This window comes from Pseudomonas azerbaijanorientalis (assembly GCF_019139795.1).
GTDB lineage: Bacteria > Pseudomonadota > Gammaproteobacteria > Pseudomonadales > Pseudomonadaceae > Aquipseudomonas > Aquipseudomonas laurylsulfatiphila.
The window spans coordinates 647,744-673,025 of sequence record NZ_CP077078.1 but is presented as its reverse complement, the minus strand read 5'-3'; the positions used below and the strand labels follow the sequence as shown (position 1 = coordinate 673,025).

Genomic DNA, 25,282 nt, shown 5'->3' with positions numbered 1-25,282 from the left:
ACATACAGAATGAACAGGGGCGCGATATTAACACAGGGTTGGCGTCGGCTTGTGCGGTGGCTGCAACGGGATGAGTTGCCGGGCATTTTTGCTCATTTTTTGAGCAAAAATACCGTCAGGCGACGGCACCGGTATGAAAGGGCGAGCCAGGCTCGCCCTTTCGGGGTCAGGCGATGTCTTCGGCCGGGGCGTCGAGGCCCATCGCGTTGAGGCGTGAGTAGTAGCCGTTTTGCGCCAGCAGTTGCTCGTGGGTGCCGCGCTCGACGATTTTCCCCTGATCCATGACCAGGATCAGGTCGGCCTTCTCGATGGTCGACAAGCGGTGAGCGATCACCAGCGTGGTGCGACCTTTCATGACCTGATCCAGGGCCGCCTGGATATGCCGCTCGGACTCGGTGTCGAGTGCCGAAGTCGCCTCGTCGAGAATCAGCAGCGGGGCATTCTTCAACAGCGCCCGGGCAATCGCCAGGCGCTGACGCTGGCCACCGGACAGCAACACGCCGTTTTCCCCGACCTGGGTGTCCAGGCCTTCGGGCAATTGAGCAATGAAGTCCATCGCGTAGGCATCTTTGGCCGCTTTTTCGATATCTTCACGGGGTGCGCCGGCCAGGTCGCCATAGGCGATGTTGTTGGCCACGGTGTCGCTGAACAGGGTCACGTGCTGAGTCACCTGGGCGATATGCCGACGCAGGTTCAACAGCTTGTACTGTTCCACCTCGACGCCGTCGATGAGGATTTCGCCCTTGTCGTGGTGATAGAAACGCGGAATCAGGTTGGCCAGGGTCGACTTGCCGCTGCCCGAACGGCCCACCAGCGCCACCATTTGCCCGGGCTCGACCGAGAAGCTGATGTCATTGAGCACCTGACGCTCGGTGTCAGGGTAGGTAAAGCTGAGGTTGCGCACTTCCAGGCGACCGCTGACGACATCACGCTCGACGGTACCGGTATCGACTTCAGGCTCGACATCCAGTTGCTCGAAGATACTTTCGGCACCGGCCACACCTTTCTGGATGGTCGAGCTGACTTCGGACAGCTGGCGAATCGGCTTGGGCAGCAGGCCGGCCAGGGTGATGTAGGCCACCATGTCGCCGGCAGACGCATCGCCACGCAGGAACAGCACCAGGAACATCAGCACGGCCATGGCGGTGTAGATCACCAGTTGCAGCAGCGGCGTATAGATGGCGCCGGTGCGGGTCATGCGCAATTGCTTGTCGGTATTGCCCTGGCTGGCGTCGAAGAAGCGTTTCTCTTCGTACTTTTCACCGCCGAAGCTGCGCACCACGCGATAGCCCTGGATCGTTTCGGACGCCACGTGCGTCACGTCTCCCATGGCCAGCTGGATTTTCTTGCTCTGCTTGCGGAATTTCTTGCTGGCCGTGCGCACCATGAGGGCAATCAGCGGCAGGATGGCGACCATCACCAGCGTCAGGCGCCAGTTCATGAACAACAGCGAGGCAAACAGGAAGACCACCGTCATGCCTTCACGAATTACGACCTTGATCGCATCTGTTGCCGCCCCCGTGACCATGGTCACGTTGAAGGTGATACGTGAAATCAGGTGCCCCGAGTTATGCTTGTCGAAATACCGGTTCGGCAACACCAGCAGGTTGTTGAACAGCTGGACCCGCAAGTCATGGACCAGGCCCAGGGAAACCTTGGCCAGGAAGTAGTTGCCCAGGTACGACCCCAGCCCCTGCCATGCGGCGATCAGGATGATCAGCAATGGCACCGCCTGCAGCAGTTGCAGGTCGCGCAGGTAGGGTACGGTTGGAAACAGCGCCGCTTCAGGATTGGATAGACCGTCGACGAAGTACTTGAGGATGTAGCCCAGCATTGGCTGCGTCGAAGCGAAAATCAGAAAACCGACGATGCTGATCAGGAACAGGCTGATATACGGCCGGACATAGCCGAGCAGACGGAAGTAGATTTTCAAGCTCGATGGGCTTGCGCAGAGACTGGAGTCGGTCATATCACGCGAATGTCGATGAAAAGGACGCTGACTTTAGCACAGCTTCCCCAGGGTTCTGGCAATCGCATACAGTCTGTGTATTGTGGCGCGTCAAATAGCCACCCGCTGTCCCTGCCTTGGTACGGTCGCTCATTTCAGGAATAAGTTACTCAGCATGCAATTAAACGCTTTGAACAGCACGCCCAATAGAATCTTCGATTTCATTTGTTTGTGGATCCTTCCACTCGGTTATTTATTGCTGCTTTGTGCACTGTTTTTCCTGCCGGGGCGCAGTGAGCATCACAAGCTCTACTATGGCCTGTTCAGCATTCCGGCGCTGATTGCACTGTGCTTGCGACCGCGGCTCGCCAAGGAGCTGCTGCACGAACCAATCGTCGTTGCTGTCCTGCTGTTTGTGGCGTGGGCATTGCTCAGCCTGAACTGGGGGCCGGAAAATGACGTCCCGGCCGGTCAGATCAAACCGTCACTGCATACCCTGATGCTGTTCGTTGGCTGCTACCTGCTGGTGCGATATCGCAGCGAAATCATTCAGCCCCTGCTGTTCTGCGCCGCGACGCTGGCGCTGATCATCTCTGCCTACAACCTGTACAGGTTCGGCCTGATCTACCAACCGGAAATGCGCCTGATCGGTGTCGGCGCGTTCGACAATCCACTGCTCAGCTCCCACGTCTTCGGCTTTTTCTGTACCTACTGGCTAAGCCTGAGCATGACCTGCAAGCGCCCCCGAATACTTTGGTTGAGCTTGCCAGCGATGGCGATCATGTTCGCCGCCGTGCTGGCCACCGGTTCCAGGACGCCACTGGTTGCACTGACAATCGCTGCGCTGTGGCTGTGTTACATCTGCTGGAATCGACGCTCGGTCCTCTTGCTTGCCTCCATGTTCATCGCCGGAACGGCGACTTTCGCGCTATTTTCCGACAAAATCATCGCAAGGGGCAGCTCCTTCCGCATCGAGCTCTGGCAATTGACCCTGGGCAAGATCGCTGAGCATCCGTGGATCGGACATGGCTACAACGCCAAGTTGAGCCTGGACCCGGGCGTCGGCTACACCCTGCAAGAACCCCATAGCTTTGCCTTGGGCGTACTCTACTACGTCGGCATTATCGGCCTGCTGCCATGGCTGTTCTTTCTCGCATGGGGCCTCATCAGTAGCCAGCGCCATCGCGTGCAACCGCTGTTCATCATTGCCTCCGCCTGGCTGGCCTTCGGCATCGGCGCGGGCCTGACTGAAGGTGGCGGAATTATCTCGCGCCCCAAGGAGCACTGGTTCCTGCTGTGGATCCCCCTGGCGCTGGTTGCCGCATTGAGCATCAATCAACGGGCCAGACGCCTGCTGGACTTGCCGATCAAGACCGCGACGCCAAGCGCCCTGCAGCAGCTGACAGCCGATGCCCGGGTCATCGAAGAAGACGGCTTGGGCCCCAAAGTCCTGCGCCTGACCGACGGCAGCTTTCTCAAGCTGTTCCGCCGTCGCCGCTGGTATACCTCGGGCAGTTTCACGCCCTATTCCGATCGCTTTGCCGTCAACAGTATGCAACTGCGCGGCCTGGGCATCCCGACCCCGCAAATCCTCGATCTCTACCGCTTCGAAGACGGCAGCACCGCGGTGCACTACTCGCCGTTGCCGGGCAACACGCTACGCCAGATCCTGCAAGGCATCACCGCCCCGGCAGTGCGCCAGGCACTGGTGGAGCGCTTCGGCAAGTTCATGGCTCAACTGCATCAGAAAGGGATCTACTTCCGCTCCCTGCACCTGGGCAATGTGCTGGTGCTGGAGGACGGCGAGTTCGGCCTGATCGACCTGGCCGACCTGCGAAGCTACCCGTCATCACTGAGCCCTTCCCTGCGTCGACGCAATCTGCGCCACATGCAGCGCTACGCAGAGGATCGGCGTTGGCTGTTCGAGGACCACTTCGAAGCGCTGCTGCAGGGATACGCCGCGGTGGCCTCGAAAGCCGACGTGGATAATTTGCACAGGCAAGTGCTGGCCGGGAGCCCTTCGGCCCAGGCTCACTGATGACGTAAACCAGCCCGATGATCGCGATGACGGCCTATCGGCTGGTTATCGCGACCGCGCCGGGCAAAGCTTCCAACCCCTGGCTCAGTCTTTCTCCAGCCGTGAGAAATACATCCGGCCCAACCCGCGCCAGGTTTTCTTGTTCCAGGCCTTGAAGGGAATCTGCGCCAGCAACTCACGCGCCAGCTTGCGATCACGGTTGGCGGTCTTGAGGAACATGGAATTGAGAAACTTGTAGCGCACTTCGTCATACAGCGGGTGATCGCTGAAGAGCGCGTAGGTGCGCAGGATGCTGTCGATCATGAAGCGGTGGTTCTTGTAGGAGTTGGTGGCGTGCTTGCGATAGCGCGCCATCAACACGTTCAGACCATCGATGAAGTAACCGGCATGGGTCACCTTCAACTCGATCAGCAAATCTTCCAGGCGAATGGTCGGGTCGAAACCGCCCACCTTCTCCAGCGCTTCGCGCCGGATCATCAGGGTGGGTGCCGGAGGATAAGGCTTGCGCTCCAGGAACATGTCATCGAAGTCCAGGCGACGGAACGGCACATCCCGGCGCTGGCGCTTCTCCGGGTAGAGGTTGCCGTCGGCATCGATCAACTCGATGTTGCCGGCGCAAATGCCGACCTCGGGCTTGCCGTCCATATGCGCGACCTGGATGGCGATTCGCTCCGGCAACATGATGTCATCCGAACCGAACGGCACGATCAGGCTGCCCTTTGCCCGGGCAATCGCCCCATTGAGGGTGTTGGTCAGCCCCTGGTTTTCCTGGACCCGGAAATCGAAACCATGGGTGGCCTGTAACGCCTTGATCCGCTCGACGCTGTCATCCTTCGAGCCATCGTCGATCACCAGCAACTCAATGTTCCGATAGGTCTGGTTGAGGACGCTGAGAATGCTCTGCTCGATGTAGGGGCCGTGGTTATACGACGCGATAATGACCGTGACGATGGGTTGCGCGTCGTTCATGGCAGTTCCTTGCGGGCCTGTTCCAGGCCGGAGTCGATCAGATTGAGGTATTCGCGACGGAACTCCTCGATGTCATGGTGTTGTTGCAGATAACGGAAAGCCTGCTCGCCCTTGGCCTTGAGCTCGTCATCCGACAGCCCGAGGTAAGTGTCCAGCGCAGCCTGCAGCGTCGGCACATCCTTGGGCGTAATCGCCAAGCCACCGGCCCCCTCGATGAGCGGCAGCATGGCCGGCACGTTCGAGGCAATCACCGGCAAATGCCCGCTCATGCCTTCAAGCAGCGCCAACCCGAGGCCCTCGGCCAGGGACGGCATGGTCCAGATGTCGAACGCGCGAATGTACTGCAGGGCAATTTCCTTGAACCCCAGCAAATGGGCGCGACCGCCGAGGCCGAGTCGGTCGATTTCCGCAGCCAGGCGCGACTCTTCGCGGCCGGCACCGATGATCGCCAGCTGAGTATTCGGGTACTTGTCCTTGAGCGCGGCAAAGGCCTGCAGCAAATAGATGTGGCCCTTGACCGGCACCAGCCGCCCCAGTGCACCGATCAGCCGTACCGACGGATCGATGCCGAGCATTTCACGGGCCCTTTCACGACTGTGCTGCAGACCTTCGGCTTGCTCGATGTCGATGGCATTGGTGATGGCGTAGGTATTCTGGTCGGTGAAACCACAGTCACAGTCCAGCAGATACTGTTTCACCGCAGGCGACACGCCGACGAAGCGCCAGTGACGATCGATCAGGCGCTGAGTCTGGCGGCGCCGGTAAAAGCGGTCGTACTCGCCAAAGCCGTGGGAAATGCCGATGCACAGCGGCACTTTCAACCAGCGGTTGAGCGCCAGCATCATGTTCACCGGCTTGAAGCGGTTGCAGATCACCACATCGAATTTTTCCCGGCGGCAGAACTTGTACAACTGCCACATCGCCCGCAGGCGCATGCCCTTGAGGGACTTGTCGGAAAATTCGAAGTACACCGAACGATCGGCCCGGCTCACTGCTTCGCCCGGCCCGGGCTTGCCCCGCAGAAACGCGGCGGTCACTTCATATCGATCGGTGGGCAGGGCCTTGACGATTTGCTCCGCGAGGTCGGCGAAATCATGGGCTTTGACGTTGTAGTCAGGCTGCAGCTGCAGGACCTTTGACCGCTGACTCATAACTCTCCCCGCTGAGAAACATTACCTGGTGTGTGCTTGATGGACCACAAAAACTCGTGACGCCGGACAGCCTTGCGAAAGAATTCGTTCTCGCCATAGGTGGACGGCACCCGGCCGGCCAACAACCGCTGGATCAAGCGACGCAAGCGGCGCTTGAACGGCATCGGCGGCTGCAGGTCGTGCATCATGCCCAACGCCATGGCCTTGTCCCGCTGTTGCTCCAGCGGCATCGGCAGGCAATAAGGCTGCATCGGCTGGACGGAATCGAAGGCCGGCGGCAAGGCGATGCCGTCACCGCTATCGCCCATCGGCCAACGGTCGTTGTCGTGCAGGTGGTTGGCGTAGCCCAACAGCGTGGTCGGTTGCCAGTCCAGGCCTTGCAAGGCCTCGAGGACTGCCGCCTGGGCGCAGATATGATCGGGATGCGGATCCAGGGTCGGATGCGGCAGCACGATGACCTCGGGTCGGGCCCGCAGCAGCAACTCACGCAGATCGGCCAGCAGATTGTTCCAGGTCGGCGCGCCATCGGCATCGCCCGGCAGCGCGAACGGATTCAGCTGGCGAAATAGTCGGGTATCACTCAGGTCGGCTTCCCGCGACCCCGCCGGCACACCAGGCGCGGCCTGCATGCTCGCCAGTTGCAGGCAGAAATAACCCAGCTGTACGCAGCGGGCCTCGGGCACACCGGCCCAACGCGGCACGGCAATGCTGTCCCAGGCGCGCAGGCGGCCTTTCAAGCGGGCCGCATCGACCTTGTTCAGGCCCATCTGCCGGTAGTGTTCGGCTTCGATTTCGCCTGCTGTCAGCGTGACAATCCAGGTTTCGTCGGCCTGGCTGTACAAACCGTAGGCTGCCAGCTCGGCGTCATCGGCGTGGGGCGCGATGACCATCACCCGCTGACGCCGGTAATCCGGATGTTCCAGTGCCCACAGCACAGGCTCACCGAACACCCGACAGAAACGCCCGCGCAAGCGCAGGTCACCACGGGACAGCGCCTGAGCCTGACCACTGAGATTGAGGTAACGCAGGCCGTTTACGCCCCGTTCGAAGGTTTGTCGGTCAGGGTTTTCGCCCCCCGCCAACTCGACCACCGGATCGAAAAAACGACCCAACCAGGTGCTTTTTACCCGCAGGGCCAGCACCAGCGTCGCGTCGTCGACCAGCATCACGCCCTCGTCCAGCCGCAAATGTTCACCGCTCAGGTGCACCTTGGGCTGTGGCGTGTACGGGGGAAAGCTGTACTGATAATCGTCTTTCGGCGAGTAGAACAGATGGTCGGCAAACCAGGCTTCATGGGCTATCCAGCCGAGAACCGCCAGTACCAGCGGCAACCACCAGGCCACCAGCACACCGATGACGATCAACAGCACCAGCGCAATCAACAGGCCGATGCGTTTAGTGCGCCGATGGCGCTTGAGCAGTTGCTGTTTGCGGCTCATGGCTTGACTCATACGGTGAAGACCGGCACAGGGTTGCACCAGCGATCCTTGTATTCACGGTCGGCGCGACCGAAAGAAAAACGCAACGGTTTGTCCTGCGCCCGGGCATGCTCCCAAGCGCTTTGCGTATTGAGAAAACTCAGCACGCTGCCGGGGCTGAACTCGCGAGTCTCGGGATCGACCCCGCCGTTGATGTACTCAACGCTGATCCACTGCGGGGTTTCGACGCGGTACACCAATTGAATCGCAATCGGCGCATCGTTGAGAAAAATCACCGAACCGATCAGCAACTCGCGCAGCAACTCGATGACCTCGGCCATGCGTTCGGCACCCGTCGCCGGGAAGCCCCAACGGCGCTGGAACAGGTCGCAATAAATCGCCGCCAACTCAGCGCTGGAGAATTCGGACACCGGCCGCACCATACCCCCGGCCTCTTCCAGCAGGCGCAATTCGCGGCGCTGGTTGTAGCGAAACTTCTTCGACAGCTCTTCGGGGGTACGAGCCATGGCCAGTTGCTCGGTCTGCAACCGGATGCCGGTGAACCGCCCCTCGTTCAACGCCGACAGATAGCGCCCGCGATGGCGCAAGGGCGCCTGGGCATCGGCAGCGGCGGGCAGGATGATCTCGGCGTTACCCAGGTCGAACAGGCCCTTTTTACCGCGACGCTTGAGCACGTCCTTGGACAAGGCCAGGTCGCGACCCCAGGTCGGGATCGCCGCCTTGACCTCATCACCCTGCATCCAGGCCAGGTAGCGCACCGGGATGTCGGCCAGTTGCGCCAGGCGCTCGACCACCATGGGATGAGTTGCGACGCTGCCGCCATAACGCTGCCAGGTTTCGGCGTAAATCGAGGCGTCGACTACCGCCCAGCCACGCTCGCGCCAGCCTTGAAATCGGTTGAGCATCAGCCCCTCTGTGCCAGTTCGGTAACGTGCGGCAAGTGCCAGAAAGCATCGCGCACTGCGCGGTCGGAAAAGCGTTCGCGCAAGCGCTCGAGCATCAACTCGGCACACTGCCGGCGTTGCTGATCGTCCATGGCAGCCAGGTGTTGCAGTCCCTGGGCCAGATGCCCGGCATCACCCAACGGGAACAGGATGCCCACGCCTTCGACCACTTCTTTCGCACCGCCGCACGCCGTGGCGAGCAAGGGTACGCCAGCGGCCATGGCCTCCAGCAGCACCATGCCGAACGGTTCGTGATCGGAACTCAGGGCGAACACATCGAAGGCCCGGAAATAGTTGCGCGCATCCGGCACCTGGCCGAGGAACAGCACCCGGTCGCCGATACCCAGCTCGCGGGCCTGAGCCTTGAGGTCTTCCTCCAGGCGCCCCTTGCCGAGAATCACCAACTGGCTGTTGGCCGGCAACTGCGGCAATGCCTCGGCGAAACCATCGAGCAGCGTGGCCTGGTCCTTGTCCGGATGCAGGCGTCCGACGTTGCCGACAATCCAGGCATCCGCCGCCAGCCCGAGGGTTTCCCGGGCCTCGCGAGCCGACACCTGCGTGGCTTGCAAGGCATCCACGTCGATGCGGTTGTACAACGTCTGAATTCGCGAAGCCGGCCACTTCGGCAGGCAACTGCGCATGTCGTCGCGCACCGCGTCGGACACACCGAGCAGGCTCAAACGCTTGCGGAATATATGGGCGAACAGTTTGCGGCTGCCGCGCTTGTAGTCTTCAAACCCGTGGTGCACGCCAATGACCGGCAACGACGTACCGAGCAAGGCAATATAGATAGGCTTGAAGCGATGAGCGATGCAAAAACTGAAGTTGCGCGACGCGGCGATCTTGCGCAGATCGCCGATGGCGCCCAGCTTCAGGCCACGAATGGCCTTGGAGCTGTACTCCATGAACAGCACTTCGTCGGAAGCGCAGCCCGCGGCAACCTCGGCATCGGCAACCCCGGTGAGAAACACCGTGGTCACGCGATAACCGGTCCCGGCGAACAGGCTGGCGTACTGCCGTGCGCAGTCCAGGAACGGCCCGTCATAGCCGTGGCAGAACTGCAGCACATGGCGCTCAGCCGAACGTGTCATAGGCGTTTGCGCCCTCTTTGACCACCAGGATGTCTTCCATGATCAGATACTGTAGATCCGAACCGAAGAACATGTTCAGCGCATCGGTCGGCGAGCAGATCATCGGTTCGCCGCGACGGTTGAGCGAGGTGTTGAGCGACACGCCGTTGCCGGTGAGCACTTCCAGCGCCTTCATCATGTCGTAGTAGCGCGGGTTGTATTCGCGCTTGAGCACCTGGGCGCGGGAGGTGCCGTCTTCGTGGACGACTTCCGGCACGCGGGTCTTCCATTCTTCCGCCACTTCAAAGGTGAAGGTCATGAACGGAGCCGGGTGATCGATCTTGATCATCTGCGGCGCCACGGTGTCGAGCATCGACGGGCAGAAAGGCCTCCAGCGCTCGCGGAACTTGATCTGGTGATTGATGCGATCAGCCACGCCCGGCACGCTCGGGCAACCGATGATCGAACGACCGCCCAGTGCACGCGGACCGAACTCCATGCGGCCCTGGAACCAGGCCACCGGGTTGCCATCGACCATGATTGTGGCGATCTGCTCCGGCATGTTGTCGAGCTTGCGCCACGTCGGCTTGTCGGCATGACGGGCGCAGGCCGCGATCACGTCTTCGTTGCTGTACGACGGGCCGAGGTAGACGTGCTCCATCTTCTCGACCGGTACGCCACGGGCGTGGGACACATAGGCTGCCGCGCCCACTGCGGTACCGGCATCGCCGGACGCCGGCTGTACGAACAGCTCCTTGACGTCGTCGCGGGCGATGATTTTCTGGTTGAGCTTGACGTTCAACGCACAGCCACCGGCATAGGCCAGTTTGCCGGTTTCCTTGAGCACGTCGCCCAGGTAGTAGTCGATCATCTGCAGCGCAATTTTTTCGAACAGCGCTTGAATGCTGGCGGCGTAGTGGATGTAAGGCTCGTCGGCGATGTCGCCTTCGCGCTTGGGACCCAGCCACTCGATCAGCTTCGGCGAGAAGTAGTAACCCTTGCCCTTCTCTTTATAGCGACGCAGGCCGATGACGTTGGCGTAGTCGGTGTTGATCACCAGCTCGCCGTTTTCGAACGAAGCCAGGCGCGAGAAATCGTATTTACTGGCGTCGCCGTACGGCGCCATGCCCATGACCTTGAACTCGCCGTCGAGCATGTCGAAACCGAGGAACTCGGTGATCGCGCCGTACAGGCCGCCGAGGGAGTCCGGGTCGAAGAATTCCTTGATCTTGTGGATCTTGCCGTTTTCGCCATAACCGAAGAAGGTCGTGGCGTACTCGCCCTTGCCGTCGATGCCCAGGATCGCGGTTTTCTCTTTGAAACCGGAGCAGTGGTAGGCGCTGGAGGCGTGGGCCAGGTGGTGTTCGACCGGCTCGATCTTGATCTTCTTCGGATCAAAACCCAGTTGCTCCAGGCACCAGACGATCTTGTTGCGATAGCGTTTGTAGCGACGGTTGCCCATCAGGATCGCGTCGAGTGCACGGTCCGGGGCGTACCAGTAACGCTTGGCGTACTGCCAGCGGGCCTTGCCGAACAGGCTGATCGGGGCGAACGGGATCGCTACCACGTCGACATCGGACGGCTTGATGCCAGCCTGTTCCAGGCAGAACTTCGCCGATTCGTAGGGCATGCGGTTCTTTGCATGTTTATCGCGTACGAAGCGTTCCTCTTCAGCCGCCGCGACCAGCTTGCCGTCGATGTACAGGGCTGCGGAAGGATCATGGCTAAGGGCGCCGGACAGGCCAAGAATCGTCAATGCCACAGGGGTCTAGCCTCTTTAGTCTGCATGCAGGCGCAAGCGCCTCAAAAATTAATGTGCCCTCGCAAGGGGCGAGAGACAGCTAAAGGGCGGGATTATAGCGTAAAAGCAGCGGCTAGCCTCTAGCTACAAGCGGCAAGCAACCAGGGTGGTGCCCTTGCGATTACTTTTAACCGCGCGAAGGCCGCCAGTAGACAAGGATATTGCCGTCCACGCTCTGCCGGTAAATCGTGTAGGGCAAGGCGGCGGTGTCCAGTGCGCCGGACAGGGCCAGGTCGAGCAAAATGAGCGGTACAAGGACACCCGTGGGATCGGGCGGTGCGTTCAATACGCAGAAGTCATAAGCGAGGCCGCTATAGACCCGGGGGATGGACTGGCAATAGGTCTTTTGCCTGCGCAGCCCGTGCGCGGCTTCGGCTTCATCCTGCAGGACCGTAGCGGCGGTCCCGCAGCCCATTAGCGACACGGATAAAACACCTGTTGAAACTGCCATTTTGATCGACAAAGCCTGCCCTCCAAGAACGACAGGCAAACTAGCATCGGGGCAATTTCGGCCACAGTTCATGGCTTCCCAAGATCGCGTAGGACGGTTCACAAGAACCTGTCTGCTCTCTCGGTTGGCAGTTCCGGCCTCTTCGCGGGCAAGCCCGCTCCCACAGGGATTTCTGAGCGACCGGAACCACTGTGGGAGCGGGCTTGCTCGCGAAAGGACCGAAGGTCCGATTCAGGCCGCGCTGGAGATGTCTTTGGGCAAACGCTGATCGATGACCTGATAAAGGGCACTGCCTTCAGGCCAATTGCGCATGAACCGCGCCCGATCCCGCGCATATGCCGGTGCATAACTGTTCAACGAGCCGTGCTGGCACATCGAGTCGAGGTCGATCAACGCCCAGCGATCCTGCTGCCAGAACAGGTTATGGCCCTTGAAGTCGCCATGACTGATACGCAAACGAATCAGCTCGGCAAACAGATGATCCAGCGCCGCCAGTTCGGCCTGCGGTGCGTCACCGCTTTCAACATAGGGCGCAAAACGCTCGATGATGTCCGGCCCCGGCAGATACTCGGTGATCAGGTACGCCCGGCTGCGCAGCCACAGGAAACGCTTCTCCAGCAACGCCAGCGGCTTGGGCGTGGCAATCCCGAGGAACGCCAGGCGATTGCCTTCGCGCCATGAATGCCAGGCCCGGCTCGGGCGCCAGAAACGCTTGAGCCAGTGGGCAAAACCCTTGATGTTGTAGCGTTTGATCACCAGCGTGCGGCCATCCACCTCGACCTTGCCAACACTCGCCGCGCCGCCGGTCTTGTACAGATGCCCCTGATCGAGCAAGGCATCGGCCTGCTCCAGCACCGGCACCATCGACGCCTCTTCCTCGCGGCGAATCGCCCGCAGTTCGAAAGCCCCGCGCCGGACACTGAACAGCGTGCACTCGCGGCCGACCTTGATCAGATAGTCCTTGAGGCGCCAGTTGCGGACCTTGTCGATCTGCTTCTGCAACGCCTCCATGGGCAAGGCGTGCTCGCCGTTGCTGAGCAGGTAATACACCAGCAACTCTTCAATGAAGGGTTCAATCGACTTCGGCAACTGGGCGAAGAACACCCCGAGGTTTTCCAGGACTTTCTGCCGCGACAGCGGCTGGCCAGGCGTCTCGCTGCAGATACCGGCACCATCGATCAGATACAGGCGGCCGCCCTGGCGCAGTAGATTGTCCAGGTGCAGGTCTTCCTGCCACAGGCCCTTGCGATGCATCTGCCCGATCGCACCCAACGCCTCGGCCAGCACTGCCCCTTGTCCATCGGACAGTACGGGCTGTTGCTCAACCTGCTTCCAGGTGTCGCCCAGGCTTTCGGCATGCTCCAGGAAATCAAACAGCAGCCAGCCACCCTCGCCGTCTTTCAGGCCGTCGGCCAACAACTGCGGCGTAGTCAGCCCCTGGTCGGAGAGCAGGCGCACGCCGTCCAGTTCACGCTGAAAATGCCGTGCAGCCTTGCTGCCGACCAGCAACTTGGCCAACACCGGCCGGCCACGCCAGACACCGGCACCGACATAACGCTGCCCCGGCAATACCCGCAACAGGCTCAACAGTTGCAAATCGGCGGGGCCGGCGGCATCGGCCAGCGAAACGCTCAGCGGCAAAGCCGGATGGCGGCCAGCGGATTTCAATTCGGACAAACGCATTAACGTGGCCCCTTTTGGCTGCGCCGTGCGGTCAAGCGCTGCAGCCAGCTGTCGATCAGCGAGCTGTCCTGCGGCTGATCCAGATAGGCCGCCAGCAATTGCCGCAGCTGCGATTCGCCCCACTCGGGCGCGCGGCGCGTCAGCGGTTCCAGGTCCTTGATTCGGTCGCGCTGCCCGTACAGCAGCGGCCGGGTCTTTTCCAGGTCGATCAATTGAGCCTGGTAGCCGTGGCCGGTGGCACGCATGAAAATGTGTTTGGGATAGAAACACCCGTGCACCTGGCGTGCCGCGTGCAGTTGCCGGGCCAGTTCGCCACTGGCCTTGAGGATCTCCGAGTGCTGCTCAGGGCTCAATTGAGCCCAGCGCTGCAACAGCGAGTCGAGGTCGTCCCAACCGTCCAGGGCGCGGGTCAGCAGGATCGCGCGGACTTCGCCATTGACCTTGCGCTGCCCGTAGAACACCGCTTCCAGCGCCGGAATGCCCATCTTCCGGTAACGGGAGATGTTGCGAAACTCGCGGGCGAAACTCGGCTCGCCGAACGGCGCGCGCAAGGTGCGGGTCAGGTAGTTGCTTTGACGCTTGAGGTAGTAGCCATGACCTTCCAGATCCAGCCGAAACACGCTGCTCCAGCCGCCGCGACCGGTGTTGGGTTCGTCCACCGCATCGAGCTCTTTGGCCCAGAGCGCCTCGAACGTGCCGAGACCATGGCGCTCAAGCAGCGCCCGGTCTTCAGCGGCCAGAAAATCAGTCATTCGCGTCCCTCGAAAAATCTCACCACATGCCGGATGCGCTTCTTGTCCGCAGCGTTGAGCCGGGTCCGGTTGCGGTATTGCAGGTAAAAGCGCAGGCGCTGGGTAGCCGACAGTTGATACTTGGCGACCTTGTCCAGGCACGCCAGATCCTTGGTGATTCGGTACTTGAGCCAGAAACCGCGCCAAAAGTCGCCGTTGGGGCAATCGATCAGAAACAGTCGAGCCTCGTCGTCGATCAGCAGGTTGCGCCACTTCAGATCATTATGGGTGAAGCGGTGGTCGTGCATGGTCCGGGTGTACTGGGCCAACTGACGACTGACGGCATCGACCCAGGCCCGATCCGACAGTTTCGGATCGCGTCGCTCGGCCAGTGCCGACAAGTCTTCGGTACGCGGCAGTTCCCGGGTAATCATTGCGCCGCGAGCGTAGGCCGCACCGCGACGTTCCAGCCCCCAGGCCACCACTTCGGCCGTGGGGATGCCCCACTTGGCGAAACGCTTGAGGTTCTGCCACTCCATCTTCACCCGAGGCTTGCCGAGGTAACGCCGCAAGCCTTTGCCAGCGCCCACGTAGCGTTTGACGTAATAGTTGACGCCATTGCGCTGAACGCGAATGACCTCGGAGAGCAGGTCCTTGGTCAACCGCTCGCCCTGAAGCGCAAACACAGCCTCAAGGCTGCCGAAGTCATCGGCCAGATCGCTGTAGGCCGGCTCCAGTTTCCAACCCGACATCAGAGCGCATCCCCGTATCGCTGTTTACGCTCGTAGAGCTTGTTGGCCTTGCCATCGAGCCAGCTCAGCAGCCCGGCTTCTTCGCTCAGGATCTGCCGCAGCGGCTGCTGGAAATAACCTTTGAGAAAACGCAATTTGTCGCGGCGGGTCAAGCCGATGTCCAGGGCGGAAAAGTACAGGGCGGCCAGATCCTTGTTGCGCCAGCGCGAGGTGATCGCCGGACGGGTCTGGGCGCGGTGCAGGTCGATCACCGAAAGCTTGAAGTCATCAAAGGTCACCGGTTTGTCGGTGTGCAGCAGGAAATGGCAGATGTAGCAGTCGCGGTGGTTGACCCCGGCGCGGTGCATCATGCCGGTCATGCGTGCGACTTCGGCGATCAGCGCGCGCTTGAGTTTTGGCTCCGGCGGCTGCTTGACCCAGTTGACGCTGAAGTCTTCGAGGCTGACGGTGGGCGCCAACTCTTCGGTAACGATGAACGAGTGCTGGTCGGCCGGGTTACTGCCCTTCTCGCCATACGCGACAGCGGTCATGGTCGGCACGCCGGCTTCCTGCAGGCGCTGAATGGCCCTCCACTCCTGGCCGGCACCCAGTACCGGGAGCTTGGCCGTGAGCAGGTTCTTGAAGATTTCGCCCCAGCCGATGCCACGGTGGATTTTCACGAAAAACCCGTTGCCGTCGACTTCCGTGCGCAATGTCCGGCGTGCTTCCAGCTCGCGGTACACCTCGCCCTTGAGCCCCTCGACTTCGGCGAACGGGTCGCGTCCGGCCCAGAGGCTCTTGAACGGTTCAGCCAGCATCAACTTCATTTAAGCGTGCTCCGCCAGAATCACATCGGCCGCGTGTTGCGGCATGCTGTAGAGGTCGGCCGTTTCGGCGAAGGCCAGACCATTGCGGCTCCAGGCCGCCCTTGCTTGAGCGTCGTTCAACATACCGGTCAGGTATTGCGTCAGCTGCGCCTGATCGAAGGGCTCGTCCAACACCAGGCCAGCATCGGCCTCGGCGATGTAATGGGCGTAACCGCACACCGCGCTCACCAACACCGGCAAGCCGGCCACCAATGCTTCGAGCAGCACGGTGCCGGTGTTTTCGTTGTACGCCGGGTGGATCAACAGATCGGCACCCAAAAGGAAACGCGGGATATCGCTGCGCCCCTTGAGGAACGTGACGTTGTCACCCAACCCCAATGTCGCACTCTGCATCTGGAATAACTTGGGGTCATCCTGGCCAATTACAAACAGCCGGGTGCGCCTCCTCAGCTCGGCAGGCAATGCCGCCAGCGCCTTGAGGCTGCGATCGACGCCCTTGGTCTTGAACCCGGAGCCGATCTGCACCAGCAGCAGTTCGTCGTCCTTGAGATTGAACTCAGCGCGGAACCCGGCGCGAATGTCATCGGCATCGGCCGGTCGGCGACGGTCCTGGGCGATACCCGGTGGCAGCAGGTGGAAACGCTCCAGCGGCGTGTCGTAATGCTTGATGAACAGCGGCTGCTGGACCTCGGAAATCATCAGCACTTCGGTCTTCGCATCCTTGGCGAACACCGCGCGCTCGTATTCGGCGAAGTGGCGATAGCGGCCCCAGCGGCGGTAGAGCGAGTTGCGCAGGTTCTGCGCCTTGTCTTCGAAGCAGCCGTCGGCGGCGTAGTAGACGTCCAGGCCCGGCATCTTGTTGAAGCCGATCAAGCGGTCGACCGGTCGCTTGGCCAGGTCCGCTTCCATCCATTCACTGAGTTTTTCGTTGCGTCGATGGTTGAAGAACGCCTTGACCGGCGCCACCAGCACTTCGAAACCCGGCGGTACGTCGCCCTCCCAGATCAGCGTGTAGACGCGAATCTGATGACCGCGTTTCTGACACTCCAGGGCAATGCGCATGAAATCGCGCTGCAAGCCGCCAAACGGAAAATATTTGTACAGGACAAATGCCAATTGCATCAGCGCAGCTCCTCAGCCATTAACAACGTGCTCAGTCGGCTGGCGACACGCTCGGGGTTCAGACGCGTGAAGCACAGGGGCCACTCGCGTTTCAGGTCAAATTGACGGGCATCTTCGGCCGTCGGTTGATAGGTGCATTTCTTTTGCAGGCAAGGTGCACAAGGGAAGTCGCTGGCCAGGTGAATCTGCACTTTGCCGTAGGCGCCGGTCAGGCCCGGATTGGTCGGACCGAACAGCGACAGCGTCGGCACATCCAGCGCGGCCGCCAGGTGGCCCAGGCCGGTATCCACCGCCACGCAGGCTTGCGCGCCCGCCAGCACCTTGCCGACACCGGCCAGGTTCAATTTGGGTAACACTTCGGCGTGCTTGAAGCCCGCAGCGATGCGCTCGGCCCGGGCTTTCTCCTGCGCATTGCCCCAAGGCAACTTGACCCCAACGCCAAGGTAGCCGACCCGCTCGGTCAGTTCGCGCCAGTAAGCTTCAGGCCAGTGCTTGGTGTCCCAGGTCGTGCCATGCAGAAACACCACGTACGGGTTCTTGCGCGGCAATTCCACCAGGCGCTCGACATTCAGACCGTAGTCGCCCATGCCTTTTGGCAAGTCATAGCCCAACGCGATGGCGAACAACTGACGCACTCGCTCCACCGCGTGCTGCCCGCGGGCAACGGCCAGACGCCGATTGTAAAAGCGCGCAGCGATGGGCTCGCGCGCCGAGCTTTTATCGAGGCCGGCCACCGGTGCCTTGACGTAACGGGTCAGCCAGGCGCTTTTCAGCAAGCCCTGGGCGTCGATCACCAAGTCGTATTTCGTGGCGCGAACGCTTTGCTTGAAGCGCTTCCACTCACCGCTCTTGATGGTCTGCCAGATGTTTTTGCGCCAGCGACGGATCGCCACCGGAATCACCTTGCCCACCGCCGGATGCCAGGTCGGGATTTCGGCAAAGCCTTCTTCCACCACCCAGTCGAATTTGATGCCGGGAATCGCCCGCGCCGCGTCGGTCAACGCCGGCAACGCATGAATGACGTCGCCCAGCGAAGAAGTCTTGATCAACAGAACCCGCAAGCTATTTGACCTCGACCACAGTGCCTTGCAACCGCTGCAAGGCTTCGTTCACCGCCTGCGGCATGAGCTGGCGCAGGCAGTTGTAATGGCCGAAACGGCAGGTGCGATCGAAGCACGGGCTGCACTCGATGCCCAGGCGTACGATTTCGACATGCTCGGCCAACGGTGGCGTGAAACCCGGCGACGTCGAGCCGTAGACCGCGACCAGCGGGCGGTTCAGCGCAGCGGCGACGTGCATCAGGCCGGAGTCGTTGGACACCACCGAGTCGGCACAGGACAGCAGGTCGATGGCTTCGGCCAGCGAGGTGCCGCCGCTGAGGTTGACCGATTCTTCGCGCAGGCCGGGAATCAGCCGCGCGCGGATCTCTTCGCCCACGGCGTGGTCGTTTTTCGAACCGAACAGCCAGACTTGCCAGCCTTCACGAATCTTCGTTTCGGCGACCTTGGCGTAATGCTCCGACGGCCAGCGCTTGGACTCGCCGAACTCGGCGCCGGGGCACAGGGCCAACACCGGACGGTCGAGGGTCAGGCCGAACCTGGCCAGTGCCGCCTCGCGGGTGACCGGGTCGATCTGCAGCGTCGGACGCGGATAGGGTTTTGGCAACTCGACGCCCGGCTCGTAGGCCAGAGCCATGAAGCGCTCGATCATCAGCGGATAACGATCTTTGTCCAGCGTGCGCACGTCATTGAGCAGGCCATAGCGGAATTCGCCACGCCAGCCGGTGCGTTTCGGGATGCCGGCAAAGAACGGCACCAGCGCCGACTTCAGGGAATTGGGCAACAGGATCGCCTGATCGTACTGGCCGGCCAGGGATTTACCGATGCGCCGGCGCGTCGCCAACTCCAGCACGCCATGACCGAGCGGAAAGCTCAAGGCCTGGCGAACTTCGGGCATGCGCTCAAGAATCGGCCGACTCCACTCGGGGGCCAGCACGTCGATTTCGCACTGCGGGTGGCGTTGCTTGAGACACTGGAAAAGTGTCTGCGCCATCACCATGTCACCGACCCAACTGGGCCCAACGATCAGAATTTTCATGTGGTTTCCATAAACGAACCGGGGAGGCCTACGCCTCCCCGCCTCGAGAATCTCTGCGGGAACATGCTGGCTTGCGATGGGTCATCACCTTCAACATTGCTGTCGACTGTCACTCCGCTATCGCGAGCAGGCTCGCTCCCACATTGGGTATTGGTGTACTTCGATCGGCATGACACTGCAGATCTACTGTGGGAGCGGGCTTGCCCGCGAAGGGGCCATCACATTCAATATCTCTATCGACTGACACTCCGCCTTCGCGAGCAAGCCCGCTCCCACATTTGAATCCAGTTGCTCCAATGACGCGTTTCAGCGTAGCCCCAGCTCACGCCAGATCCGCATGACCTGCTGCCGTTCGTCCACGAACTGGTCGGCCGGTATCACCCCCGGGTTCTTCTGCAGAGCCTGCCGGTGGGCGGCGGAACGGTACGCTTTATACGCTTCACGCAACAGGCTGGCATCTTCGACGGGCATCAGCCCTTCGTGCTCCAGCTCTTCCAGAATGCGGATGTTATCGGTCCAGCGCAGCAATGGCGGGTGTGTTTCGGACCACGCCAGGGCCGCGTATTGCACCATAAATTCAATATCGACGATACCTCCGGCGTCCTGCTTGATATCGAACGGCGCCGTGGCTTCGAAGGCATTTGCCCCGGTACCGGCCACCGTGCTCTTGCTGCCAAGATTATCGCGCATCTTGGCCCGCATCTCGCTGACCTCCTGGCGCAAGGTCGGCAAATCACGCGTCTTGCCCAATATCGCGGCACGGACTTTCTCGAAGGCCTGGCCGACATCCTGACTGCCCACCAGCACCCGCGCCCGCACCAGCGCCTGATGCTCCCAGGTCCAGGCTTCGTTCTCCTGATAACGGGCAAACGCCCCCAGAGAACTCACCAGCAATCCCGACGCACCGGACGGCCGCAGGCGCATGTCCACTTCATACAACTGCCCGGAGTTGGTCTGCGCCGTCAGCAGGTGAATGATCCGCTGCCCCAGCCGAGTGAAAAATTGCGCGCCGTCGATGGGTTTGGGCCCATCGGTTTCAGCTTGCGGATCACCGTCGTGGATGAACACCAGGTCCAGGTCCGAACCATGCCCGAGTTCCAGGCCGCCGACTTTCCCATAACCGACAATGATGAAGCCGGGATCGCACAAGGTGCCATCGGTGCGTAGCGGCGTGCCGTACTTGGCCACGGTCTGGCGCCAGGCCAGTGCGAGCACCTGTTCCAGAATCGCTTCGGCGAGCCAGGTCAGGTAGTCGCTGACTTTCATCAGCGGCAGGCTGCCGGCGATTTCCGATGCGGCCACCCGCAAGCGGTGCGCCAGCTTGAAGTGACGCAGCGCTTCCATTTGCTGCTCGAGGTCGTCCTCGGGAATCCGCGTCAGGCGCTCGCGCAACTCGGCTGCCAGTTCTGGTGCCAGTGGCGGCTTGAACAGTCGACCTTCGTTGAGCAATTCGTCGAGCAGCAGCGGGAAACGGGTGATTTGCTCGGCGATCCACGGGCTCGCGGCGCACAGCGTCAGCAAACGCCGCAAGGCGCCAGGGTTCTCGGTCAGCAGCACCAGGTATGCAGAGCGACGGGCCACGGCTTCAACCAGCGGCAACACGCGTTCCAGCACCAGATCCGGATTGGCGTGTTCCACGGCCTGCGCCAGCAAACGCGGAATAAACGCATCGAGACGTTCGCGCCCCAGACGCTGCATCGCCCGCAATTGCGGACTGCTGCGCAAGCCGGCCAAGGCGTTCAAGGCCTTTGGCGCATCCTTGAAACCACCCTCTTCCAGTTGGCGGCAAGCGGCCTCATCGTCCTGAGCCTCTTCCCACAGCGGCAACCACTCACCGCCGACCACCACTTCGCTTTCGGCACCCTGCTCTTCGTCGGGATCGGCGATCACCTGCCCGAAGTGCCAGGCAACGCGACCACGCCAGTACATCAGTTGTTCGTGGAAAGCCGTCCAGTTGGCGAAACCCAGCATAAAGGCAATGCGCGCCTGATCCTGCTCGCCATCGGGCAACATTTGCGTCTGGCGGTCAGCGATCGCCTGAATCGCATGTTCGGTGTAACGCAGGAATTCGTAGCCTTCGCGCAGCTCGCTGATCACCGCCGGCGGCAGATAACCCTGACCTTCCAGCGTGCTCAGCACCTTTAGTAGCGGGCGCTGCTGCAAGCTCAGATCGCGGCCGCCGTGGATCAGCTGGAACGCCTGGGCGATGAACTCGACTTCACGAATACCGCCGGATCCGAGCTTGATGTTGTCGGCCATGCCCTTGCGTCGCACTTCCTGCTGGATCAACTGCTTCATGGTGCGCAGCGCTTCGATGGCCGAGAAGTCCAGGTAACGCCGGTAAACGAATGGCCGCAGCATCTCTTGCAGTTGCGCGCCAGCCACCTGGTCGCCGGCCACCACCCGCGACTTGATCATCGCGTAGCGTTCCCAGTCGCGACCCTGGTCCTGGTAATACTGCTCCAGCGCATTGAAGCTCAGCACCAGCGCGCCCGCCGAACCGTAGGGGCGCAAGCGCATGTCGACGCGGAATACAAAGCCGTCGACGGTCATCGGGTCCAGGGCCTTGATCAGCCGCTGGCCCAGACGAATGAAGAACTCCTGGTTATCCAGCGCGCGCTTCACGCCAACGGTTTCGCCACCCTCGGGATAGGCGAAAATCAGGTCGATGTCCGATGACAGGTTCAACTCCACGGCACCGAGCTTGCCCATGCCGAGGATGACCATCTGCTGCGGCTCGCCGCTGCGCCGCCCGGTCGGCACGCCGAACTGCTGGCAATGCCGCACGTACAACCACTGATAGGCCTGATCGATGCTGGCATCGGCCATGTCCGAGAGGTCGCGGCAGGTCTGGATCAAATCGGCCTGGCGGGTCAGGTCGCGCCAGATGATCCGCACCTGATGGCGCGCGCGCTGGCGGCGCAGGGCACGGCCAAGCAGATCGTCGGTCTCGGCCGTGCTCACGGCGGCCGCGATCTGCGCGCACAACTCACCGGGGGCGTAGCTGCGGTCCAGCTCACCGGACTGCACCAGTTGCAGCAACATCAAAGGGTCACGAACAGACTGTTCAATCACGAAATCGCTGGCGGCAGTGACGCGGGCAAATTGTGCCCAGCGCTCTGGCGACCAGGCAGACAGCCCGTGGTCATCGTCCAGAGTGGCGACGGCAGCCCGGAACGACTGCTCGGCGCGGGTGACAAACGGCAGGAGAATGGCCGGCAGTTCGGCAAGCGAAGGGAGGCTCATGGTCTATCCTTGATCGGCGTACAACGGACTGCATGTAGTGGTTTGCGAAAACCCACTACATGAAGGAGTGTCGAACAAAAGTTAGAAATAGCTGAAATTTCTTTTATTTTGGCAGCCAGCATCAAGCTTTTACCTTTTGTAGTTGGAAAAAGACCAACCTTAACGATTATTCTCACAACGCAGCCGGGGGCCACAAGCCGCTCATCTGTAGTTTTACTACTCGTATATACATTAGACGGGCTGAAATGCCGGATGATTTGTAGTAAAACTACACGCCGCCGGAACAACCTGTCGGCAATCCAAGAATTCATAACGTCTGCCCACAAGGCCAGTCGCTAACTCAGGCAACCGATTCTGGTAGCCTTTCCGCCCTGGAGCAAGCCATGCAAGACCTCGATCCCGTCGAAACCCAGGAATGGCTGGACGCCCTGGAATCGGTTCTCGACAAAGAAGGCGAAGACCGTGCTCACTATCTGATGACCCGTATGGGTGAACTGGCGACCCGCAGCGGTTCGCAGTTGCCTTACGCCATCACCACGCCTTACCGCAACACGATCCCCGTTACCCACGAAGCACGCATGCCTGGCGACCTGTTCATGGAACGCCGCATTCGCTCGCTGGTACGCTGGAACGCGATGGCCATGGTGATGCGTACGAACCTGAAAGATTCTGACCTCGGCGGTCACATCTCCAGCTTCGCTTCCAGTGCGACCCTTTATGACATCGGCTTCAACTACTTCTTCCAGGCCCCGACCGACGAACACGGCGGCGACCTGATCTACTTCCAGGGCCACACCTCGCCAGGCGTTTACGCCCGCGCATTCATGGAAGGCCGCATCACCGAAGACCAGATGAACAACTTCCGCCAGGAAGTCGACGGCCAGGGCCTGTCGTCCTACCCGCACCCTTGGCTGATGCCTGACTTCTGGCAGTTCCCGACCGTATCCATGGGTCTGGGCCCGATCCAGGCGATCTACCAGGCACGCTTCATGAAGTACCTGGAACACCGCGGCTTCATCCAGCCAGGCAAACAAAAAGTCTGGTGCTTCCTGGGCGACGGCGAGTGCGACGAGCCGGAATCCCTGGGCGCGATCTCCCTGGCCGGCCGCGAGAAGCTGGACAACCTGATCTTCGTCATCAACTGCAACCTGCAGCGCCTCGACGGCCCGGTTCGCGGCAACGGCAAGATCATCCAGGAACTCGAAGGCGTGTTCCGCGGTGCTCAGTGGAACGTGACCAAAGTCATCTGGGGCCGTTTCTGGGACCCACTGCTGGCCAAGGACGTCGACGGCATCCTGCAACGCCGCATGGACGAAGTCATCGACGGCGAGTACCAGAACTACAAAGCCAAAGACGGCGCGTTCGTGCGCGAACACTTCTTCAACACGCCGGAACTCAAGGCGATGGTTGAAGACCTGTCCGACGACGAGATCTGGAAACTCAACCGTGGCGGCCACGACCCTTACAAGGTCTACGCGGCGTACCACGAAGCGGTCAACCACAAGGAACAACCGACCGTCATCCTGGCCAAGACCATCAAGGGTTATGGCACCGGTGCCGGCGAAGCGAAAAACACTGCGCACAACACCAAGAAAGTCGATGTCGACAGCCTGAAGTTGTTCCGCGATCGTTTCGACATCCCGGTCAAGGACGACGAGCTGGAAAACCTGCCGTTCTTCAAACCGGAAGAAGGCAGCGCCGAAGCCCGTTACCTGAGCGAGCGCCGTACCGCACTTGGCGGTTTCGTGCCTCAGCGTCGCGCCAAGAGTTTCAATATCCCGACTCCGCCACTGGACACCCTCAAGGCGATCCTGGACGGCTCGGGCGACCGTGAAATCTCCACCACCATGGCCTTCGTGCGGATCCTCGCGCAACTGGTCAAGGACAAGGAAATCGGCCCGCGCATCGTGCCGATCATCCCGGACGAAGCCCGTACCTTCGGTATGGAAGGCATGTTCCGTCAGTTGGGCATCTACTCCTCCGTCGGCCAGCTCTACGAGCCAGTCGATAAAGACCAGGTGATGTTCTACAAGGAAGACCAGAAGGGCCAGATCCTCGAAGAAGGCATCAACGAAGCGGGCGCCATGAGCTCCTTCATCGCTGCCGGTACTTCGTACTCCAGCCACAACCAGCCGATGCTGCCGTTCTACATCTTCTACTCGATGTTCGGCTTCCAGCGTATTGGCGACCTGGCCTGGGCCGCTGGCGACAGCCGCACCCGTGGCTTCCTGATCGGCGGCACCGCCGGCCGTACCACCCTGAACGGTGAAGGCCTGCAACACGAAGACGGTCACAGCCACCTGCTGGCTGCCACCATCCCGAACTGCCGCACCTACGATCCAACCTACGGCTACGAGCTGGCGGTGATCATTCAGGACGGCATGAAGAAGATGACCGAAGAGCAACAGGACGTCTTCTACTACATCACCGTGATGAACGAGTCGTACCAGCAGCCAGCCATGCCGGCCGGTGCCGAAGAAGGCATCAAGAAAGGCATGTACCTGCTCGAGGAAGACAACCGCGAAGCAGCGCACCACGTTCAGCTGATGGGCTCCGGCACCATCCTGCGTGAAGTCCGTGAAGCCGCGAAGATCCTGCGTGAAGAGTTCAACGTCGGCGCCGACGTGTGGAGCGTTACCAGCTTCAACGAACTGCGTCGCGACGGCTTGGCCGTAGAACGCAGCAACCGTCTGCACCCTGGCCAGAAGCCTAAGCTGAGCTACGTCGAAGAGTGCCTGAACGGCCGCAAGGGTCCGGTCATCGCCTCTACCGACTACATGAAACTGTTCGCCGAGCAGATCCGTCAGTGGGTACCGTCCAAGGAATTCAAAGTCCTGGGCACCGACGGTTTCGGCCGCAGCGACAGCCGCAAGAAACTGCGTCATTTCTTCGAAGTCGACCGTCATTTCGTGGTGTTGGCAGCCCTGGAAGCATTGGCTGACCGTGGTGACATCGAACCCAAGGTTGTGGCCGAGGCCATCGCCAAGTTCGGTATCAACCCGGAAAAACGCAACCCACTGGACTGCTGAGGAGA

General features: G+C 61.1%; 18 protein-coding genes. 2 read left to right on the top strand and 16 right to left on the bottom strand.

Features of this window, described 5'->3' with window-relative positions; all coding sequences use genetic code 11:
* Positions 1–166: 166 nt before the first annotated feature.
* A complete protein-coding gene (gene msbA, locus KSS91_RS02930; RefSeq protein WP_217837012.1) occupies positions 167–1,969 on the bottom strand; it encodes a lipid A export permease/ATP-binding protein MsbA in 1,803 nt (600 codons plus the stop codon).
* Between the two features lie 154 nt (positions 1,970–2,123).
* Between msbA and KSS91_RS02925 the strand changes: the two genes are divergently transcribed.
* Positions 2,124–3,986 (top strand): bifunctional O-antigen ligase/aminoglycoside phosphotransferase family protein, encoded by a 1,863-nt coding sequence (locus KSS91_RS02925; RefSeq protein ID WP_217837011.1) that lies wholly within the window; start codon positions 2,124–2,126, stop codon positions 3,984–3,986.
* 84 nt (positions 3,987–4,070) lie between these two features.
* On the opposite strand, the gene KSS91_RS02920 is transcribed toward KSS91_RS02925, so the two are convergent.
* The 15 genes from KSS91_RS02920 to glnE all read right to left on the bottom strand — a co-directional run bounded on the left by KSS91_RS02920 (position 4,071) and on the right by glnE (position 22,248).
* The gene (locus KSS91_RS02920; protein WP_015093197.1) at positions 4,071–4,955 is read right to left on the bottom strand and encodes a glycosyltransferase; all 885 of its coding nucleotides are present in this window, start codon (positions 4,953–4,955) and stop codon (positions 4,071–4,073) included.
* Positions 4,952–6,106 (bottom strand): glycosyltransferase family 4 protein, encoded by a 1,155-nt coding sequence (locus KSS91_RS02915; RefSeq protein WP_217837010.1) that lies wholly within the window; start codon positions 6,104–6,106, stop codon positions 4,952–4,954. Before KSS91_RS02915 ends, KSS91_RS02920 begins: the two co-directional genes overlap by 4 nt.
* A complete protein-coding gene (locus KSS91_RS02910; protein ID WP_217837009.1) occupies positions 6,103–7,545 on the bottom strand; it encodes a PIG-L deacetylase family protein in 1,443 nt (480 codons plus the stop codon). The genes KSS91_RS02915 and KSS91_RS02910 overlap by 4 nt, the downstream gene beginning before the upstream one ends.
* 8 nt (positions 7,546–7,553) lie before the next feature.
* Positions 7,554–8,450 carry an antimicrobial resistance protein Mig-14 gene (locus tag KSS91_RS02905; protein ID WP_217837008.1) on the bottom strand — a complete coding sequence of 299 codons (897 nt, stop codon included), beginning with the start codon at positions 8,448–8,450 and terminating at the stop codon, positions 7,554–7,556.
* Complete coding sequence (locus KSS91_RS02900) at positions 8,450–9,580, bottom strand: glycosyltransferase (protein WP_217837007.1); 1,131 nt, start codon at positions 9,578–9,580, stop codon at positions 8,450–8,452. The genes KSS91_RS02905 and KSS91_RS02900 overlap by 1 nt, the downstream gene beginning before the upstream one ends.
* Positions 9,564–11,321, bottom strand: a complete 1,758-nt coding sequence (locus KSS91_RS02895; RefSeq protein WP_217837006.1) for a carbamoyltransferase family protein — start codon at positions 11,319–11,321, stop codon at positions 9,564–9,566. Before KSS91_RS02895 ends, KSS91_RS02900 begins: the two co-directional genes overlap by 17 nt.
* A 166-nt stretch (positions 11,322–11,487) precedes the next feature.
* Positions 11,488–11,823, bottom strand: a complete 336-nt coding sequence (locus KSS91_RS02890; RefSeq protein WP_217837005.1) for a YceK/YidQ family lipoprotein — start codon at positions 11,821–11,823, stop codon at positions 11,488–11,490.
* A gap of 219 nt (positions 11,824–12,042) precedes the next feature.
* On the bottom strand, positions 12,043–13,494 hold the full coding sequence (locus tag KSS91_RS02885) for a lipopolysaccharide kinase InaA family protein (RefSeq protein WP_217837004.1): 1,452 nt from the start codon (positions 13,492–13,494) through the stop codon (positions 12,043–12,045).
* Positions 13,494–14,246 (bottom strand): lipopolysaccharide kinase InaA family protein, encoded by a 753-nt coding sequence (locus tag KSS91_RS02880; protein ID WP_217837003.1) that lies wholly within the window; start codon positions 14,244–14,246, stop codon positions 13,494–13,496. Before KSS91_RS02880 ends, KSS91_RS02885 begins: the two co-directional genes overlap by 1 nt.
* Positions 14,243–14,977, bottom strand: a complete 735-nt coding sequence (locus tag KSS91_RS02875) for a lipopolysaccharide kinase InaA family protein (protein ID WP_015093188.1) — start codon at positions 14,975–14,977, stop codon at positions 14,243–14,245. The genes KSS91_RS02880 and KSS91_RS02875 overlap by 4 nt, the downstream gene beginning before the upstream one ends.
* Entirely contained in the window at positions 14,977–15,783 is an 807-nt protein-coding gene (gene rfaP, locus KSS91_RS02870; RefSeq protein WP_015093187.1) for a lipopolysaccharide core heptose(I) kinase RfaP, read from the bottom strand. Before rfaP ends, KSS91_RS02875 begins: the two co-directional genes overlap by 1 nt.
* Positions 15,784–16,905 (bottom strand): glycosyltransferase family 4 protein, encoded by a 1,122-nt coding sequence (locus KSS91_RS02865; protein WP_217837002.1) that lies wholly within the window; start codon positions 16,903–16,905, stop codon positions 15,784–15,786.
* A complete protein-coding gene (gene waaC / locus KSS91_RS02860; protein ID WP_007971808.1) occupies positions 16,905–17,966 on the bottom strand; it encodes a lipopolysaccharide heptosyltransferase I in 1,062 nt (353 codons plus the stop codon). Before waaC ends, KSS91_RS02865 begins: the two co-directional genes overlap by 1 nt.
* A gap of 1 nt (position 17,967) precedes the next feature.
* Positions 17,968–19,002, bottom strand: a complete 1,035-nt coding sequence (gene waaF / locus KSS91_RS02855) for a lipopolysaccharide heptosyltransferase II (RefSeq protein ID WP_015093185.1) — start codon at positions 19,000–19,002, stop codon at positions 17,968–17,970.
* A 306-nt stretch (positions 19,003–19,308) separates the two neighbouring features.
* Entirely contained in the window at positions 19,309–22,248 is a 2,940-nt protein-coding gene (gene glnE / locus KSS91_RS02850; RefSeq protein ID WP_217837001.1) for a bifunctional [glutamate--ammonia ligase]-adenylyl-L-tyrosine phosphorylase/[glutamate--ammonia-ligase] adenylyltransferase, read from the bottom strand.
* Between the two features lie 383 nt (positions 22,249–22,631).
* Between glnE and aceE the strand changes: the two genes are divergently transcribed.
* Positions 22,632–25,277, top strand: a complete 2,646-nt coding sequence (gene aceE, locus KSS91_RS02845) for a pyruvate dehydrogenase (acetyl-transferring), homodimeric type (RefSeq protein WP_015093183.1) — start codon at positions 22,632–22,634, stop codon at positions 25,275–25,277.
* Positions 25,278–25,282: the final 5 nt, after the last annotated feature.